The sequence below is a fragment of the Paraburkholderia sp. GAS38 genome (assembly GCF_050434965.1).
Taxonomy (GTDB): Bacteria; Pseudomonadota; Gammaproteobacteria; order Burkholderiales; family Burkholderiaceae; genus Paraburkholderia; species Paraburkholderia phenazinium_A.
In genome coordinates, this window is record NZ_JBNDJO010000001.1 from 618955 (window position 1) to 634928 (window position 15974).

The following is a 15974-nucleotide window of genomic DNA, read 5'->3' on the forward strand; positions in this document are numbered from 1 at the left end:
CTCCACTTAACCAGGCCGGTTGCGTGCGCAACATCCAACCAGCCCGCGACGCACCGCTCACGCACGCAGCAGCGGCACCGGCTCGAAGCGCTGTTGCAGGACAGCCGTAGCGTCGAGTCCCCACCACGGTCCGAGGATGGTCGCATAGAGCTGGCGGAAATCGACACCCACAGGCAAGTTGCCGCTTCCGTCCAGTTGCGTCAAAACGGGGGGCGCGCCGTACAGACCTCCGCGCACCCGTCCACCCATGACGAAATGCGGCGCGACGGTACCGTGATCGGTGCCGTTGCTCTGGTTCTCGCGCGGCCGGCGGCCGAACTCCGCATACGTCATCACCAGCGTATTGTCCCAGCGCCCCAGCTCGACCAGCGCCGACTTCATCGACGCGAATCCCTCCGCAAGCTGCTTGAGCAGCGCGGCCTGCTGGCCGGGCTGATTCTGGTGGGTATCGAAGCCGTTCAGCGTCAGCCGGATCACGGCCACGCCCTGCCCGTTCAGCGGCCGACCTTGCAGCGTGTCGCCGGCGGCGAGCACCTGCATCGCAGTCTTGATCGAGGTTCCGAACGCGCCCGCCGGGAAGTTGGCCTTCAGCGGGAATTGTCCTTCGCGCGGACGCAGACGGTCGGCGGCCTTCACGATGTCGTTCTCGACGTCGAGAATATGCGCCAGCTCGGGATTGCGTTCGTGCAACGACACCGGCGTCGCCAGCCGCGAGGCTTTGATGAACTGCGCCGGATTCACCAGCGCGATCGCCCGCGCGCCGTTGGCAAGCGGCCCCATCTCCGCACTGCCGATCACCACGCCATCCGCGACAAAGCTCGGCGGCACCGCGTGCTGGGCGAACGCGCGCGTCAGCCACCCTTCGCGCAGATATTGATCCGAGCGCGAGGCGGTGTCCCAGATCTCGATCGAACGGAAGTGCGACAGGTTCGGCTGCGTATAGCTGACGCCCTGGACGATCGCCAGTTGCTGGCTTTGCCACAGCGGCAGCAACGGCTGCAACGCCGGATGCAAGGCGGTGCGCTCGTCGAGCTGGATCATCTGTTCGCGCTTGATGCCGATATTCCTGCGCAACTGATAGTAAGTAGGATCGGCGTACGGAATCACCGTATTGAGGCCGTCGTTGCCGCCCTTCAACTCCACGAGAATCAGCAGATTGCCATAGCCGCCTCGCGCGAGCGCCGTGCCGTCGGCCTGCCCCGGAACCTGTGCCTGCGCGCCGAACGCCCGCGGCAGCCAGAGGGCGGCGCTTGCCGCGGTGGTCATCGAAAGAAAGTCGCGCCGCTTCATGCTGCACCTCGTTCGGTTATGGCGGCGCCAGGGACGCCGCCCGGCTCGCGCCGATTCAGTTCACCACGCATGGCGACTTATTTGAGCTGGTAAGCCGGGTCCATCAGCAGCGCTTCCAGGTAGGCGCTGGCGGTCGAATCGGTTTCGATCGCGTCGACCGGCGCAAGCGGCAGCACCGCGTGCTGCAACTGCAGTTCCGCCGACAGCCCCGCTTTGGCGGTCGGCGCGGTGTTGAACTGGGCGAGCCATGTGTCGATATCGAAGCGTACTCCGCCCTGACCCACTTTCGCCATGGCACGCTGCACCATCGCCGCCCCCTTCGGATCCTGGCTCATGCCGGTTTGCGCGTGATGCGGAGCGGCGGTCTCGGTGGCGCGAAACAGCTGCTCGACGAACTGCTTGCGCGCGAGCAGCGTCGAGCTGTTGATCCACGTCGTGCCGCCTGGCCAACCCTTGACGTTGGGCGGATAGAACAGGTTCTCGCCCAGGGTGCGAATCTCGCCGGCGAACGGCGCCGTGTTGTCGTAGCCGATATCGAACTCGCGCAACGCGCCCACCACGAACTCGGCCGGCGACTTCACCAGCATGCCGCGGTTGCGCTCGTCCCAGAACGCGTCGCTCAGGAACAGTCCGCGCAACGCGACTTTGACGTCATAGCGACTCGCGCGAAAACGCGCGGCGATCGGCGCGATCTGCGCCGGGTCCGGCGTATCGGAAACGAACTCGCGCCACAGCTTGGTCGTAACGAAGGTGGCCGTCTCCGGGCGGGCCAGCAGCATGTCGAGGACCTGATCGCCGTCGAACGGTCCGCTCTGCCCGAACACCGTCTTGATGCCGTCGTCATGCAGGTTGGCGCGCCACACGTAGCCCTGGGTATCCGGGTCGAGGGTCCATCCGGTATAGGCCCGCGCGGCCTCCGAGACGTCCTGCTGCGAGTAGTGCCCTTCGCCTAGCGTGAACAGCTCCATCACTTCGCGGGCGAAGTTCTCGTTAGGCTTGCCCTTGCGGCTGCCGGCGCCATCGAGATACTGCAGCATGGCCGGGTCTTTCGCGACGTCGTGCAGCAGTTCGCCGAAATTGCCCAGCGCATCGCGGCGGAACAACATGTTCTGTTGCGCCATCAACTGCGGATAGCCGACCTTGTCCTGCCCGGACGTAAAGTGGTTGCTCCAGAAGAGCGTCATGCGCTCGGTGAGCGGCGACGGCGTGGTCAACATCTCGCGTACCCACCATGCGCGTAACTCTTCGTAACGCTGGCCGCGCTCGCGCTGCTCGGCCTGGCGCTGGTCCTGGGTCCAGACCTTGCGCGCGTCGCGCGTCGGGATCGGCTCCAGCACCCAGGCGGGCATCGGTGTCGAGGCTTCGGTGTGCGCGGCGTCCAGCACCCGGTCGACCGCCTGCTCGCGCGTGAGCCCGACATATTGCGCGACCTCGGCGTTATCCGGCGCGAAGCCCACCCGGGTCAGGAAGAAGCGCGCGTCGTCGCCGTCGAGCAAGGCCTCGGCCGAGTCGTCCGCGGTTGCCACGGGTGCATGGTGTTTCGCGTGCGGGCTATGGGGCGTGCCGTCCTGGGCCACGGCCGGCGGCGTGCCCACAAGCGTGGCAAAGGCTGCAACAGCAAGCAACGGCGCCGACATGCCGCGCGTCAACCTGAACAGCGTTTTCATTGTCTGTCGTCCCTGGTCGGGTGGCGATGGCGGCGGCGCGAAAGCATCAGCCGTCCATACGCTTGTCCCCTCTGCCGACTCAACGGCAAATCAGGTGAGAAAGTTGACGGGGGAAGTGCAACGAAATTTTTCACCTCCATCGCGACACCTGCAGACAGACGCCAGGCGTTGGATGGGCGACCTAGCGCTTGTACAACTCGCGCACGGCGTCTTCGATATGCTGGCGCAGCAGACGCCGTTCTTCCGGCGTCATGTGACCGTCGCGGCGACGTTGATCGAGATCGGGGGGAACTGCAGTACGCATCATGGCGTCTGAAGCAGGGTGATCGACGGTGGGAGTGCGCGACTGGCGAGAGAGTTTGGAGCCCCGGAAATGAGGCGCGTGTGCGCTCGATGCCCGTTCGTCGGAAGACTGGGCATGGGCGAGCGTAGGGCCTAACGTGCCCGCGAGGGTGCCGGCCACTGCCAGCGCAATCACGCTTAGGCGCAGATTCGGCCAAACCCCTCCCTTCATCTTGTTCCCTTCGTGGTGCGGCAACCGGCTACCCTAAATGCGTGTACAAACCCCGGAAAGAAGCCGGGAGCGAGAATTTTAGTCGAGTGAAGTATCCACCGAACAGCCGCATTCAGTAAAGCAGTCTACCTGCCACCGCTTTACGTCGTGCCACAGTGCGGGTAAATTTTGTAACTGACTGTAACCCGCGAATTGATGCAAACTCGCACCACTTTGTAATCGCGCTAAGATGCCGACCATGGAAACCAAAAACCCTTCGAAAATCCTCGTCGTCGATGACGATCCGCGTCTGCGCGATCTGCTACGCCGCTATCTTGGCGAACAGGGCTTCAACGTCTACGTCGCCGAAAACGCGCCGTCAATGAACAAGCTCTGGGTGCGTGAACGTTTCGACCTGCTGGTGCTCGACCTGATGCTGCCGGGTGAAGACGGGCTGTCGATCTGCCGGCGTCTGCGCGGCAGCAACGACCGCACGCCGATCATCATGCTCACGGCCAAGGGTGAGGATGTGGACCGTATCGTCGGCCTCGAGATGGGCGCTGACGACTATCTGCCCAAGCCGTTCAACCCGCGCGAGCTGGTGGCGCGGATTCACGCGGTGCTGCGCCGCCAGTCGCCGTCCGAGTTGCCGGGTGCGCCGTCCGAGACCACCGAGGTCTTCGAGTTCGGCGAATTCGCGCTCAACCTCGCTACCCGCACGTTGACCAAGGCCGGCCAGGAAATTCCGCTGACCACTGGCGAGTTCTCCGTGCTGAAGGTGTTTGCCCGTCATCCGCGTCAGCCGCTGTCGCGCGAGAAGCTGATGGAACTGGCGCGCGGCCGCGAATACGAAGTGTTCGACCGCAGCCTCGACGTGCAGATCTCGCGTCTGCGCAAGCTGATCGAACCCGATCCGGGCAGCCCGCGCTTCATCCAGACCGTCTGGGGTCTTGGCTACGTGTTCATTCCCGACGGCGCAGCCTGAGCTTGTTCGCGCTTTCCGTTTCTGTTTTCAGATAAGAAGGGCCCATGCGGATCGACCGGCGCCTCCTGACGCTCGCGTTCGGCGGCCTTTTCTGGCGGACCTTTCTGTTGATCGCACTGTTGATCGCAGTCAGTCTCGCCGCCTGGTTCCAGAGCTTCCGGGTGATCGAACGCGAGCCGCGCGCGCAGCGCGTGGCCTTGCAGCTCGTCGCCATCGTCAAGCTCACGCGAACCGCACTCCTCTATTCCGATCCCGACCTGCGGCGCGCGTTGCTGCAGGATCTGGAGAGCAATGAAGGGGTGCGCGTGTACCCGCGCGAAACCACCGACAAGTACAAGCTGCAGCCTGACGAGTCGCTCAACCGGTTGATCGAACACGACATCCGCGGGCGCCTCGGCGACGACACGGTGATTGCGCAATCGGTCAACGACATCCCCGGCGTGTGGATCAGCTTCAAGATCGACGATGACGACTATTGGGTGGCGCTCGACCGCGATCAGCTCGACAACGCCACGGGCCTGCAATGGGCCGGCTGGGGGGTGTTCGCGCTGGCGCTGTCGCTGTTCGGCGCGGCCTTCATCACGAGTCTGGTGAACCGGCCGTTTGCGCGGCTCGCCATGGCGGCCCGCAAGGTGGGCTCGGGACAATCGCCCGAGCCGCTGCCCGAGCGCGGCATGGGCGTCGCCGCCGAAACCAACCGCAGCTTCAACCAGATGGTGCAGGACCTCGAACAGCTCGAGGCCGACCGGGCGCTCATGCTGGCGGGCATCTCGCACGACCTGCGCACCCCGCTTGCCCGTCTGCGGCTCGAAACCGAAATGAGTCCGTCGGATCAGACCACCAAGGACGCGATGGTCGACGACATCGAGCAGATGGACATGATCATCGGCCGCTTCCTCGATTACGCGCGCCCGGTGCAACGCGTCCCGGAACCGGTCGACCTCTCCGTGATCGCCCAGGAACTGGCGGCGCGCATGTCGTCCGAAGACGGCATGCGCCTGATCACGCGTCTGGCGCCGTCGGCGGTCATCGAGGCCGACGAAACCGACATGCGGCGCGTGATCGGCAACCTGCTCGAGAACGCGCGCAAGTATGGGCTGAGCGAAGGCGATGGCATTCCGCACGTGATCCTCGAGACGCGCGTGTCGCATTCGCGGGTCGAACTGTCCGTGGTCGACGAAGGACCGGGAATTCCGGAAGACCAGTTGGCCCTCGTGACCCGGCCGTTCTATCGGGTCGATTCGGCCCGTACCCAGGCCAATGGCACGGGCCTCGGCATGGCGATCGTGCAACGCCTGGTGGGCCGCTATCGGGGCGGTCTGCGCCTGCGCAACCGGACCCCCGGCCCGGGACTCGAAGTCACGATCGAGTTTCCGCTCGCCAAAGGCGCCTGAAACACCGGCTGCGGCTTCCGCGTCCCCAACGACGCATGCTGCAGCGCATGATCGCATTTTCCCGCCGCGCAACGGTCTTGCCGTGAAAGGTTCGGAAAGGGTGACATTTGAACCGGCTATCGGCGCAGTGAAGAAAAACTATCCGACTTGTTAGTTAAAAGCTATTGCTGCGATGCATCAATAGAGTTATAATTATGTGTGTGTAACGTATTCGTTACAGCGAGCAGGTAGCTTGAACAGGCTGTATTTCCAACTCATTGGCAACCTTTCACAGGAGTATTCCGCATGAAAACCGTTGGCGACAAACTCGAAGCTTTCACCGTCACCGCAGCCAAGCCGGGCTTCAACAATCACGAAGAAAACGGCGTGTCGGCGTTCGAAGAAATCACCGAACAGTCGTTCCCGGGCAAGTGGAAGATCATTTACTTCTACCCGAAGGACTTCACCTTTGTGTGCCCGACGGAAATCGTCGAATTCGGCAAGCTGGCGAACGACTTCGCAGAGCGCGACGCGGTCCTGCTGGGCGGCAGCGTGGACAACGAATTCGTGAAACTGGCATGGCGCCGTGAGCACAAGGACCTGAGCAAGCTGAACCACTATGCGTTCGGCGACGTCAAGGGCGAGCTGATCGACCAGCTGGGCGTGCGCGACAAGGAAGCAGGCGTGGCGCTGCGCGCAACGTTCGTCGTCGACCCGGACAACACGATCCAGCACGTTTCGGTGAACAACCTGAACGTCGGCCGTAACCCGGAAGAAGTGCTGCGTATTCTGGACGGTCTGCAAACGGACGAACTGTGCCCGTGCAACCGTGCAGTTGGCGGCGCAACGCTGTAAGCATTGCAGTCGGAAGCCCGCTAAGCTTGAAAGAGCCAGCGGGCTTTTTTATCGGCAACCTGATAGGAGATATCAATGGAATTCTTGTCTGCGATTAAAGCACTTGTTCCTGATTATGCTAAAGACATTCGTTTGAATCTGGACGGCACGATTGCGCGTTCATCGCTGGAAGGCACGGATGCGGTGGGTGTTGCGCTGGCGGCGGCGTTTGCGGCGAAGAGCGCGGTGCTGGTCGATGCGATTCGCAATGCGGGGGTGTTATCGGCTGAGGAAGTCAATGGCGCGATGACGGCTGCTGCCTTGATGGGGATGAACAATGTCTGGTATCCGTACGTGGAGATGACTGACAGTGCGGATCTGAAGTCGCAGCCGGCGGGATTGCGGATGAATGCTTATGCTTCGCATGGTGGCGTGGATAAACGGCGGTTTGAGATGTATGCTCTCGCCGCTTCTATTATTGGCAAGTGCCATTTTTGCGTTAAGTCGCACTTTGAGACGCTTGTTGCTGAGGGGATGAGTTCTACTCAGTTGCGGGATGTTGGGCGCATTGCGGCTGTTGTTAATGCTGCTGCTCAGGTTATTGTCGCTGAAGGGAAGTAAGCGGTTTTTCACTTTCAGTTGGGACGCTGCGCGGCTTCTCTTTTGCGTGGCGTCTTTTTTGGTTTTTATTTGGGTTTTTTTGCCTGTGCGGCGCTTTGGTTGTTCTCTTGAGGTGTTGGCCTTTCCTTGCTTTCTTATCGGTCTATTAGCTTCGCCCCTGTGCGGGGCGGCACTTACTTTCTTTGCCGCCGCAAAGAAAGTAAGCAAAGAAAGCGGGCTGCAACCGCTAGCCCCTAGTGAGCCGTCTCAATGAACCACGGGAAACGGCCCAAGACAAGACCCGCCCTCGCATTTCCCCCGCTCGTGACACAGCGCTCATCCATCCCACTCCGCACTCCGTGCGTCGCGGTTGGGTCTGCCTGGGAACCCCGCTTGTGCAGCAAAGGTCTTGAGCCAAGATGGTTAGAATACCTACAGAGTTTGCAGAAGGCGTCGTGCCCTGCGGCGGGGCGCGTAGCGCGACGCTGGAACGGATGACTGCTTTGTCACCGCCGTATGAGGTGCGAGAGAGCAACTTGTCTTGGGCCGTTTCCGGTGGTGGACCTAGATGGCTCACTAAACGCTGGCGGTGTGAGCCCGCTTTCTTTGCTTACTTTCTTTGCGGCGGCAAAGAAAGTAAGTGCCGCCCCGCACAGGGGCGAACCTAATAGACCACTAAGAAATCAAGGAAAGGCCAACACCCCAAGAGCACAACCAAAGCGCCGCGCAGGCAAAAAAAAGCCAGTCACTTCCTGATTAACAAAACAGCAGCCTGCGCCTCAATCCCTTCAGCCCGACCGAGATACCCAAGTTTCTCATTAGTCTTAGCCTTAACATTAACCTTATCAAGCGGCAGCTTCAAATCCTCAGCAATATTAACCCGCATAGCATCGATATGAGGCGAGAGCTTAGGCGCTTGCGCAATCACCGTACTATCCACATTCCCAATAGCAAACCCAGCCTGCGCAACGCGCGCCGCGCACTCACGCAATAAAACCCGCGAATCCGCCCCGGCAAACTTCGCATCAGTATCCGAAAAATGCCGCCCAATATCCCCCAGCGCGGCAGCGCCAAAAAGGGCATCGGTAATCGCATGCAACAACACATCCGCATCGGAATGCCCTAGCAAGCCCTTCTCGTATGGCACCGTCACCCCGCCAATAATGAGCGGCCGCCCCTCGACGAGCGCGTGCACGTCATACCCTTGTCCAATTCTGAAATCCATAGCGTGAAGTCCGGTTATCAACAATGAAACTCTTCAGGAAGCCGCCGGCCGGCTCAGGATCGCCTCGGCCAGGTCGAAATCTTCCGGATACGTAACCTTGAAATTGCGTAAGCTGCCCTGCACCAGTCGCGGCGCGTAGCCCAGCCACTCAATCGCGCTCGCCTCGTCCGTCAGGTCGTGACCGTCCTGCTGCGCCTGCAAAATCGCCTCGCGCAACATACCAATCCGGAACATCTGCGGTGTCTGCGCCTGCCACAAGCCGTCGCGCGGCTCGGTCCGCTCGATCCGCGCGCCGCTGTCCGGCGCAATCCGCTTCAAGGTGTCCGCCACCGGCAGCGCCATGATGCCGCCCACCGCGTCGTCCTTCAGCGCGCCGGTCAACGTGCGGATCAAGCCAGGCGTAATGCCCGGCCGCGCGGCGTCGTGGACCAGCACCCAGTCGTCGTCGCGGGCACCGAATTCGACCAGCGCGTGCAGGCCGTTCAGCACCGACGCCTGGCGCGACGCCCCGCCGCAGCGGCGCACCGCGAAACGCAGGCCGGCAAAGCGGCGGGCGTCGAAATGCTGGTCGTCTGGGGCAATCACCACCAGCGTCTGCGCGAACTCGCTGCACGCGTCGAACGCGGCCAGCGAATAGTGCAGCAGGTCGCGACCGGCTACAGTGCGATATTGTTTGGGCATCGCGGCGCCGGATCGGCTGCCGGTGCCTGCGCACGGAATCAGAGCAAAAAGACGTGAAGTCACTGGTGCGGACGCCGCGAAGTCAAAGTAAAGGACGGATTTTATAATAGGTCCTTCGCATCCACGCCATGACACGCGTAAACTTGCCGCTCACGTGTGACCCACCGGCCGCCTTTTCCCTTCTATGCCAGACATCGCCGCATCATCGCAGTCCTCTTCGCCCGTCGCGCTCGTCAAGGCCGGCCAGCGTTTCGCCTTCGACGGCACGCACGGCTCGTCCGATGCGCTGCTCATCGCCCGCTACCACCTCGCCTACCGCGATCAGGTGCCGCTCCTCGCCGTCGTCTGCTCGAGCGCCGTGGACGCCCAGCGCCTCGCGCAGGAAATCGGCTTCTTCGCGCCCGACGCCCGGGTGCGCCTGCTGCCCGACTGGGAAACGCTGCCTTACGATACCTTCTCGCCTCACCAGGACCTCGTCTCCGAGCGCCTCGCCACCCTGCACGACCTCGGCGAGGGCCGCTGCGACATCCTGCTGGTGCCGGCCACCACCGCGCTCTATCGCATGCCGCCCGCCTCCTTCATGGCGGGCTACACGTTCTCGTTCTCGCAAGGCGAGCGTCTCGACGAAGCCAAGCTGAAGGCCCAGTTAACGCTGGCCGGCTACGAACACGTGAGCCAGGTCGTGCGTCCGGGCGAATATTGCGTACGCGGCTCGCTGCTCGACCTGTTTCCGATGGGCTCGCCGCTGCCCTACCGGATCGACCTGTTCGACGATCAGGTCGACTCGATCCGCGCCTTCGACCCCGACACCCAACGCAGCCTCTATCCGGTGAAGGACGTGCGCCTGTTGCCCGGCCGCGAATTCCCGTTCGACGAAGCCGCCCGCACCGCCTTTCGCAGCCGCTGGCGCGAGGTGTTCGAAGGCGACCCGAGCCGCGCGTCGATCTATAAGGACATCGGCAACGGCGTGCCGTCGGCGGGCATCGAATACTATCTGCCGCTCTTCTTCGAGGAAACCGCGACGCTGTTCCACTATCTGCCCGAGCGCGCCCAACTCGCCTTCGTCGGCGATCTCGATGCGGCCATCAAGCGCTTCACGAACGATACGAAGCAGCGCCACAACTTCCTCTCGCACGACCGCGACCGGCCGATTCTCGAACCTCAGCGCCTGTTCCTCTCGGACGCAGACTTCTTCACGCTCGCCAAGCCGTTCGCGCGTCTCGTGCTGCCGGGCAATGCCGGCGGCGGCTGGTCCACGCCGCTGCCAAACCTCGCCATCGATCGTCACGCGGAAGATCCCGTCGAAGCGCTGCGCGGTTATCTGGAGAGCACGCCGAACCGCGTGCTGTTCGCCGCCGAATCCGCGGGCCGGCGTGAAACGCTTCTGCAACTGCTGGCCGACAATCATCTGCGGCCCACTTCGAGCGACAGCTTCAACGACTGGCTGACCGGCGACGAACGTTTCGCGCTCGGCGTCGCGCCGCTCTCCAGCGGCTTTGCGGTGCCGGCCGAAGGCATCGCCATCGTCACCGAAACCGAACTGTACGGCCCGCTCGCGCGCCGCTCCGGAAGGCGGCGCCAGGAACAGGCCAGCAACGTCGATTCGATGGTGCGCGACCTGTCCGAGCTCAAGGTGGGCGACCCGGTCGTGCATTCGCAACATGGCATCGGCCGCTACATGGGTCTGGTGACAATGGATCTCGGCGAAGGCGAAACCGAATTCCTGCACCTCGAATATGCGGGCGAGAGCAAGCTGTACGTGCCGGTCGCGCAGTTGCACGTGATCTCGCGCTATAGCGGCGCCGATCCCGAAAGCGCACCGCTGCACTCGCTCGGTTCGGGCCAGTGGGAAAAGGCCAAACGCAAGGCCGCCCAGCAGATTCGCGACACCGCCGCCGAACTGCTCAATCTGTATGCGCGACGTGCGGCCCGTGAAGGTCACGCGTTCAAGCTCGATCCGCGCGACTACGTGAAATTCGCGGAAAGCTTCGGCTTCGAAGAGACCCCCGACCAGGCCGCGGCGATTGCCGCCGTGATCGGCGATATGACAAGCGGCAAGCCGATGGATCGGCTCGTCTGCGGCGACGTCGGTTTCGGCAAGACCGAAGTCGCGTTGCGCGCGGCCTTCATCGCCGTGATGGGCGGCAAGCAGGTCGCACTGCTCTCGCCCACCACGCTGCTCGCCGAACAGCACACGCAAACCTTCACAGACCGCTTCTCCGACTGGCCGGTGCGCATCGCCGAACTGTCGCGCTTCAAGTCGACCAAGGAAGTCAACGCCTCGATCCATCAGATCAACGACGGCAGCATCGATATCGTGATCGGCACGCACAAGCTGCTGTCGTCGGACGTGCAGTTCAAGCGTCTCGGCCTCGTCATCATCGACGAGGAGCACCGTTTCGGCGTGCGCCAGAAGGAGGCGTTGAAGGCGTTGCGCGCGGAAGTCGACGTGCTGACCCTCACCGCCACGCCGATCCCGCGCACGCTCGGCATGGCGCTCGAAGGCCTGCGCGACTTCTCGGTCATCGCCACCGCGCCGCAAAAGCGGCTCGCGATCAAGACCTTCGTGCGCCGCGAAGAAGACGGCGTGATTCGCGAAGCCATGCTGCGCGAGCTGAAGCGCGGCGGCCAGGTCTACTTCCTGCACAACGAAGTCGAGACGATCGAGAATCGCCGGCAGATGCTCGAAGCGCTCGTCCCCGAAGCGCGTATTGCGGTCGCCCACGGTCAGATGCACGAGCGCGAACTCGAACGGGTGATGCGCGATTTCGTGGCGCAGCGCGCCAACGTGCTGCTCTGTACCACCATCATCGAAACCGGCATCGACGTGCCGAGCGCCAACACGATCCTGATTCACCGCTCCGACAAGTTCGGCCTCGCGCAGTTGCACCAGTTGCGTGGCCGCGTGGGCCGCTCGCATCACCAGGCGTACTCGTATCTGCTGGTGCACGACCCGCAAGGCTTGACCAAGCAGGCACAGCGCCGTCTCGAAGCAATCCAGCAGATGGAAGAACTCGGTTCGGGCTTCTATCTGGCCATGCACGACCTCGAAATTCGCGGCACCGGCGAAGTGCTCGGCGACAAGCAATCGGGCGAGATCCAGGAGATCGGCTTCCAGCTTTATACCGACATGCTGAACGACGCCGTGAAGGCGCTCAAGGAAGGCAAGGAACCCGATCTCACGGCACCGCTCGCGGCCACCACCGAGATCAACCTGCACGCCCCGGCGATTTTGCCGGCCGATTACTGCGGCGACGTGCAGGAGCGTCTATCGCTCTACAAGCGCCTCGCAAACTGCGAACATAACGACTCGATCGACAGCATCCAGGAGGAACTGATCGACCGCTTCGGCAAGTTGCCGCCGCAAGCGCACGCACTGGTCGAAACGCATCGTCTGCGGCTCGCCGCGAAACCGCTCGGCATTTCGAAGATCGATGCCGGCGAAACGGTCATCGGTCTGCAGTTCATCCCCAACCCGCCCATCGACGCGATGCGGATCATCGAGATGGTGCAGAAACACAAGCACATCAAGCTCGCCGGGCAAGACAAGCTGCGCATCGAAACGCGCACGCCGGATCTGGCGGTGCGGGTGGCCACGGTGAAGGAGACGCTGCGCGCACTCGGCTCGCCCACGCGGGGAACCGCTACTACCGCCGCGGCACGCTGAGCGGCGACAACGCGTGACCATGCTGCGGTGCGCAAGATACGCACCGCAGCATATTGGTGGTTTGGCCGGCCCAGCGTTTTTTCGGTATGATCGAAAGACTTAAAAGCCGGAGTCTTGTCATGTCTCACGTCGCTGAATCAGCACGTTCCGCACAAACGCCCGCATCGTCTGCCTCATCTTCTGCGCACGGTTCCTCCCCCGCTTCGCTTCCCTGGGTCACCCGCCTCGTCTCGATGGATACGGTGAGCCGCAATCCGAATCTCGGCCTGATCGAAACCGTGCGCGACGAACTGCGTGCCCTTGGCATTGAAGGCACGCTCACACACGACGCCAGCGGTAAATGGGCGAATCTGTTCGCCACCATTCCGGCGCACGACGGCGAGACCAACGGCGGCATCGTGCTGTCGGGTCATACCGATGTCGTGCCGGTCGACGGCCAAAGCTGGGACAGCGATCCGTTCAAGCCCGAAATTCGCGGCGACAAACTCTATGGCCGCGGCACCTGCGACATGAAGGGCTTCATCGGCGCAGCGCTGACGCTCGTGCCGGAAATGCAGCGTACGAAGCTGGCCAAACCGATTCACCTCGCGCTGTCGTTCGACGAGGAAGTCGGCTGCGTGGGCGCGCCGCTTCTGATCGCAGACCTGATGAAACGCGGCGTCAAGCCGGATGGCTGCATTGTGGGCGAGCCGACCAGCATGCGTCCCATCATCGCGCACAAGGGCATCAATGCGTACCGCTGCTGCGTGCGCGGCCAGGCCGCGCATTCTTCGCTGACGCCGAAGGGATTGAACGCCATCGAGTACGCCGCGCGCCTGATCTGCTACATCCGCGACATGGCGGACCAGTTCCGCGAACAAGGCCCGTTCGACGAGCTCTACGACGTGCCGTTCACGACGGCGCAGACCAGCACCATCGAAGGCGGCAACGCAATCAATACGGTGCCGGCCGAATGCCGCTTCCAGTTCGAATTCCGCAATCTGCCGACGCTCGACCCGGAGCCGATTTTTGCGCGCATCGATCAGTACGCCCGAGAAACGCTGCTGCCGAAGATGCTGCGCGAACATGCATCGGCTGCCATCGAGTTCTCGAAGATTGCCGCGGCGCCCGGGCTCGATTCGTCGGAGCAGGCGGCCATCACCCAGCTCGTGCGCGCCCTGACCGCGGATCAGGACAAACTCAAGGTCGCCTATGGCACCGAAGCGGGGCTCTTTTCGCTGGCCGGCATTCCGAGCATCGTGTGCGGCCCTGGCGATATCCAGCAGGCGCACAAGGCCAACGAATTCGTCGCACTCGAACAGCTCGCTGCCTGCGAGCGTTTCCTCGGCAAGTTCATTCACAGCATGTCGGTTGACGCACACACACGTTGAGTCTGCACGCCTAGGATTGAATCGAATCCGGTAAAGCTGAATGGACAAAATCGTACTGAACTGAACCAGGCTGCCCGACTCAAAACATCACAAAGGCTTTCTCCACACGCCATGTCCACCGCCACGCCGCAGCACACCGACCACACGATCGACGGCGAGCCGATTCCCACGCTCGACGACATCGCCTCGCAGCATTTTGCGTTGACGCCGTGGGTTGCACGCACGCCGGTGTTCGACAAGCTGGACTTCCCGTCGCTGGAAGGCACGGTGGTGAACTTCAAGTTCGAACTGCTGCAGGCGGGCGGCAGCTTCAAGACGCGCGGCGCGTTCACCAACCTGCTCGCGCTCGACGAAGCGCAACGCAGCGCGGGTGTCACCTGCGTGTCGGGCGGCAATCATGCGGTCGCGGTCGCGTATGCCGCCATGCGGCTCGGTATCGGCGCGAAAGTCGTCGTGTTCCGCTCGGCGAATCCGGCGCGCATCGCCTTATGCCGCCAGTACGGCGCGGAAATGGTGCTGGCCGAGAACGCCACCGAAGCGTTCGAGATCGTACGGCGCATCGAGGCCGAAGAAGGCCGTTACTTCGTGCATCCATTCAACGGCTACCGCACCGTGCTGGGCACCTCTACGCTCGGCTACGAGTGGGCCACGCAAACGCCGGATCTGGACGCCGTGATCGTGCCGATCGGCGGTGGCGGTCTCGCCGCCGGCGTCTCCACCGCGCTGCGCCTCGCCAATCCGCGCATCCACGTGTATGGGGTCGAGCCGGACGGCGCGGACGCGATGGGCAAGAGCTTCGCCGCCAACCATACGATCAGGATGGGGCACATGTACAGCATTGCGGATTCGCTGATGGCGCCGCATACCGAACAGTACAGCTATGAATTGTGCCGGCGGCACATCGACCGGCTCGTCACGGTCACGGACAACCAGTTGCGCTCGGCCATGCTGACGCTCTTCATGCAACTGAAGCTCGCTGTGGAGCCGGCCTGCGCGGCCGCCACCGCGGCCCTGCTCGGCCCCTTGCGCGAGACCCTGCAGGGCAAGCGCGTCGGGGTGCTGCTATGCGGCGCCAACATCGATCCGGTCAGTTTTGCGGCCCATCTCGAACGGGCCCGCGCACTCGAGTCATAGTTGCTCAAGTGATCGTTTCAAGGCTAAAGCACTACCCTATCCTCCTGACGTTGGCTATCATGGCGCCATCGACTTCAAGGAGGAATCCCAATGAGCATGGTCAAGGAGTTCAAGGAGTTTGCCCTCAAAGGCAACGTGATGGATCTTGCGGTCGGTGTGATTATCGGCGGCGCGTTCTCCACGATTGTTAATTCGATTGTCAAAGACCTGATCATGCCGGTCGTCGGTCTCGCCACCGGCGGTCTCGACTTCTCCAACAAATTCGTCCGCCTGGGCGACATTCCGGCCACCTTCAAGGGTAGTCCCGAGTCGTACAAAGACCTGCAAACCGCGGGTGTGGCCGTGTTCGGCTATGGCTCGTTCATCACGGTGCTGATCAACTTCATCATCCTCGCGTTCATCATTTTCCTGATGGTGAAGTTCATCAACAACCTGCGCAAGCCCGCCGCCGCGGAAGAGCCGGCACCTGCCCCGACGCCGGAAGACGTGCTGCTGCTGCGCGAGATCCGCGATTCGTTGAAGAACGCACCACGCTGAGGGATCGCTGCGCCTCACGGGGCGTTGCATCAAACAGACTCAAACCGGTTCAAACAAAAAGGCCTGCTGCGAGCGATTTCGCAGCAGGCCTTTTTGTTGCCGTCGGCCGTCGGCCGTG

13 protein-coding genes are annotated in these 15974 nt (G+C 62.7%); 8 read left to right on the forward strand and 5 right to left on the reverse strand.

The window, feature by feature from the left end; genetic code table 11:
• Positions 1-57: 57 nt before the first annotated feature.
• The 3 genes from P3T42_RS02635 to P3T42_RS02645 all read right to left on the reverse strand — a co-directional run bounded on the left by P3T42_RS02635 (position 58) and on the right by P3T42_RS02645 (position 3471).
• Positions 58-1290, reverse strand: a complete 1233-nt coding sequence (locus P3T42_RS02635; RefSeq protein ID WP_429305103.1) for a DUF1501 domain-containing protein — start codon at positions 1288-1290, stop codon at positions 58-60.
• A 77-nt stretch (positions 1291-1367) separates the two neighbouring features.
• Complete coding sequence (locus P3T42_RS02640) at positions 1368-2867, reverse strand: DUF1800 domain-containing protein (RefSeq protein WP_429305254.1); 1500 nt, start codon at positions 2865-2867, stop codon at positions 1368-1370.
• 271 nt (positions 2868-3138) lie between these two features.
• Positions 3139-3471 (reverse strand): hypothetical protein, encoded by a 333-nt coding sequence (locus tag P3T42_RS02645; RefSeq protein ID WP_074298595.1) that lies wholly within the window; start codon positions 3469-3471, stop codon positions 3139-3141.
• Between the two features lie 229 nt (positions 3472-3700).
• Here P3T42_RS02645 and ompR point away from each other — a divergent pair, with 229 nt between their 5' ends.
• From ompR to P3T42_RS02665, 4 genes are all read left to right on the forward strand, one after another.
• Positions 3701-4435, forward strand: a complete 735-nt coding sequence (gene ompR / locus P3T42_RS02650; RefSeq protein WP_006048917.1) for a two-component system response regulator OmpR — start codon at positions 3701-3703, stop codon at positions 4433-4435.
• Positions 4436-4479: 44 nt separating this feature from the next.
• Complete coding sequence (locus tag P3T42_RS02655; protein WP_074298593.1) at positions 4480-5829, forward strand: ATP-binding protein; 1350 nt, start codon at positions 4480-4482, stop codon at positions 5827-5829.
• Positions 5830-6114: 285 nt separating this feature from the next.
• Positions 6115-6663 (forward strand): peroxiredoxin, encoded by a 549-nt coding sequence (locus tag P3T42_RS02660; protein WP_074298591.1) that lies wholly within the window; start codon positions 6115-6117, stop codon positions 6661-6663.
• 75 nt (positions 6664-6738) lie between these two features.
• On the forward strand, positions 6739-7263 hold the full coding sequence (locus tag P3T42_RS02665; protein ID WP_429305104.1) for a carboxymuconolactone decarboxylase family protein: 525 nt from the start codon (positions 6739-6741) through the stop codon (positions 7261-7263).
• Positions 7264-7987: 724 nt separating this feature from the next.
• Here P3T42_RS02665 and ispF read toward each other — a convergent pair.
• Together ispF and ispD are read right to left on the reverse strand one after the other, a co-directional pair.
• On the reverse strand, positions 7988-8467 hold the full coding sequence (gene ispF, locus P3T42_RS02670) for a 2-C-methyl-D-erythritol 2,4-cyclodiphosphate synthase (protein WP_074298586.1): 480 nt from the start codon (positions 8465-8467) through the stop codon (positions 7988-7990).
• 33 nt (positions 8468-8500) lie between these two features.
• On the reverse strand, positions 8501-9211 hold the full coding sequence (gene ispD / locus P3T42_RS02675) for a 2-C-methyl-D-erythritol 4-phosphate cytidylyltransferase (protein ID WP_429305105.1): 711 nt from the start codon (positions 9209-9211) through the stop codon (positions 8501-8503).
• Positions 9212-9332: 121 nt separating this feature from the next.
• Here ispD and mfd point away from each other — a divergent pair, with 121 nt between their 5' ends.
• From mfd to mscL, 4 genes are all read left to right on the forward strand, one after another.
• A complete protein-coding gene (mfd, locus tag P3T42_RS02680) occupies positions 9333-12815 on the forward strand; it encodes a transcription-repair coupling factor (RefSeq protein ID WP_074298582.1) in 3483 nt (1160 codons plus the stop codon).
• A gap of 119 nt (positions 12816-12934) precedes the next feature.
• A complete protein-coding gene (gene argE, locus P3T42_RS02685; protein ID WP_074298580.1) occupies positions 12935-14185 on the forward strand; it encodes an acetylornithine deacetylase in 1251 nt (416 codons plus the stop codon).
• A 111-nt stretch (positions 14186-14296) separates the two neighbouring features.
• Positions 14297-15319, forward strand: coding sequence for a threonine/serine dehydratase (locus P3T42_RS02690; RefSeq protein WP_429305106.1), 1023 nt, complete (start codon positions 14297-14299; stop codon positions 15317-15319).
• Between the two features lie 90 nt (positions 15320-15409).
• Complete coding sequence (gene mscL / locus P3T42_RS02695) at positions 15410-15856, forward strand: large conductance mechanosensitive channel protein MscL (protein WP_074298576.1); 447 nt, start codon at positions 15410-15412, stop codon at positions 15854-15856.
• Positions 15857-15974 lie beyond the last annotated feature (118 nt).

Excerpts from the sequence above, each read along its gene's own strand:
- mscL (WP_074298576.1), top strand. The coding sequence starts at position 15,410 with ATGAGCATGGTCAAGGAGTTCAAGGAGTTTGCCCTCAAAGGCAACGTG.
- argE (WP_074298580.1), top strand. The coding sequence starts at position 12,935 with ATGTCTCACGTCGCTGAATCAGCACGTTCCGCACAAACGCCCGCATCG.
- P3T42_RS02660 (WP_074298591.1), top strand. The coding sequence starts at position 6,115 with ATGAAAACCGTTGGCGACAAACTCGAAGCTTTCACCGTCACCGCAGCC.
- P3T42_RS02635 (WP_429305103.1), bottom strand. The coding sequence starts at position 1,290 with ATGAAGCGGCGCGACTTTCTTTCGATGACCACCGCGGCAAGCGCCGCC.
- P3T42_RS02665 (WP_429305104.1), top strand. The coding sequence starts at position 6,739 with ATGGAATTCTTGTCTGCGATTAAAGCACTTGTTCCTGATTATGCTAAA.
- P3T42_RS02645 (WP_074298595.1), bottom strand. The coding sequence starts at position 3,471 with ATGAAGGGAGGGGTTTGGCCGAATCTGCGCCTAAGCGTGATTGCGCTG.
- ispF (WP_074298586.1), bottom strand. The coding sequence starts at position 8,467 with ATGGATTTCAGAATTGGACAAGGGTATGACGTGCACGCGCTCGTCGAG.
- P3T42_RS02655 (WP_074298593.1), top strand. The coding sequence starts at position 4,480 with ATGCGGATCGACCGGCGCCTCCTGACGCTCGCGTTCGGCGGCCTTTTC.
- P3T42_RS02690 (WP_429305106.1), top strand. The coding sequence starts at position 14,297 with ATGTCCACCGCCACGCCGCAGCACACCGACCACACGATCGACGGCGAG.
- ompR (WP_006048917.1), top strand. The coding sequence starts at position 3,701 with ATGCCGACCATGGAAACCAAAAACCCTTCGAAAATCCTCGTCGTCGAT.
- mfd (WP_074298582.1), top strand. The coding sequence starts at position 9,333 with ATGCCAGACATCGCCGCATCATCGCAGTCCTCTTCGCCCGTCGCGCTC.